General features: G+C 55.8%; 2 protein-coding genes. Both read left to right on the top strand.

Annotation, left to right across the window (positions count from 1 at the left end; genetic code table 11):
- Positions 1–51: 51 nt before the first annotated feature.
- Positions 52–1,080, top strand: coding sequence for a substrate-binding domain-containing protein (locus tag ACXJ5O_RS26185; RefSeq protein WP_457302458.1), 1,029 nt, complete (start codon positions 52–54; stop codon positions 1,078–1,080).
- A gap of 117 nt (positions 1,081–1,197) precedes the next feature.
- Positions 1,198–1,650 (top strand): LexA family protein (locus ACXJ5O_RS26180; RefSeq protein ID WP_457302457.1); only part of this gene is annotated, 453 nt, incomplete at its 3' end.

Here is a 1,650-nt window from a genome sequence, read left to right as displayed (position 1 = left end):
GCTCTAAACGTCGTCTGATAAACTGAAATTAGCACTCTTGGATCCTCTGATATGAAACTCAAGGAACTGGCCGAACAACTTGGCCTCTCGCAGACGACGGTTAGCCGCGCACTCAACGGCTATCCGGAGGTCAACGAGGCAACAAGGGAGCGGGTCAACAAGGCGGCCCTCAAGTTTGGTTATAGCGCCAACGCCAATGCGCGGCGCCTGGCCATGGGCCGTGTCGGCGCGATTGGAATTGTCGTGCCTATTCACAGCAGCGAGCGTTTCGGCCCGCATACCAGCGAGTTCTTGTCCGGCCTTGCAGAGCGTCTCTCGCGTGACGAAATCGATTTTCTGATCACCCCCCTGATCAACAATGACGAGATTTCCGCCTATAGGCGTCTGATTTCCAGCAAGCGCGTCGACGCGATGATTGTCTCGCACCCTTCCCTTGTCGATGAACGCGTTGCCATGCTTGCCGAAGCGCAATTTCCGTTTGTGCTTCACGGGCGGACAAACATAGATGCACCGCACGCCTGGCTGGATATCGACAACAGGGGTGCCTTCTATCAAGCAACGTCGCATCTGCTCGATCTTGGCCACAAGCACATTGCCATGATCGATGGTCTCAAGGGTTTCACCTTCTCGGAGCACCGTGAGGAAGGCTATCGTAGTGCGCTTGACGAACGCGGTATTTCGATCGACCCGCATTTCATCGTGCACGACTGTTTTTCCGACGAGATCGGTTTCCGCGAAACGCAGCGTTTCCTGTCCTTGAAGCCTCATCCAACCGCCATTCTCGCAGGATCGATGATGACAGCGTTGGGCGTTTCCCGCGCAATCCGTGCCAAGGGCTACCAGCTTGGCAAGGAAGTTTCGATCATCGCCCATGATGACGTCTTTCCTTACCTCAATGCAAGCAACATGGTTCCGGCGATGACGACGACACGTTCTTCGATAAGAACGGCAGGTACGCGGATTGCAGAAATGCTTGTCCGCTTGCTTGATGGCGAACCACCGGAAACTATCCACGAAGTTTGGCCGGTTGAGCTTATTCTACGCCAATCCAGCGGCCCGCCGGTTATTCCGGCTAAGTAGCAGCTGACCCGCCTTTCTGGGCTTCTATACACCACATATTAATCCTTGTGGAACACAACTGGAACAGATAGTGTTTGTTCTGGTTTTGTTTTTCCGATTCCACGCAAAGGATCGCCGATGCTCACGCGTAAACAACATGAACTTCTGCTCTTCATTCACGAGCGTTTGAAGGAGACAGGCATCCCACCTTCGTTCGACGAGATGAAGGATGCATTGGATCTTGCGTCGAAATCCGGCATCCACCGGTTGATCACTGCTCTCGAAGAGCGCGGCTTCATTCGTCGGCTTGCAAACCGTGCGAGAGCGCTGGAGGTCTTGCGCCTGCCGGACTCCATCGCTCCCGGCCTCAACGCCCAACGGAAATTCTCGCCGAGTGTCATCGAGGGAAGCCTTGGCCGAAATGTCGCCCCTGCCCGGCCGCAGGCGCGTTCCTCCGACGATACAAGCGCATCGACGGTCATCAGCATCCCGGTCATGGGCCGCATCGCCGCTGGTGTACCGATTTCCGCAATCCAGAACCAGACCCATATGATCGGCCTGCCCCCGGACATGATAGGGAGCGGCGAACAC

The organism is Phyllobacterium sp. P5_D12 (genome assembly GCF_054049495.1).
The sequence above is the reverse complement of the archived record's forward strand: the minus strand, read 5'-3'. Positions and strand labels throughout refer to the sequence as shown.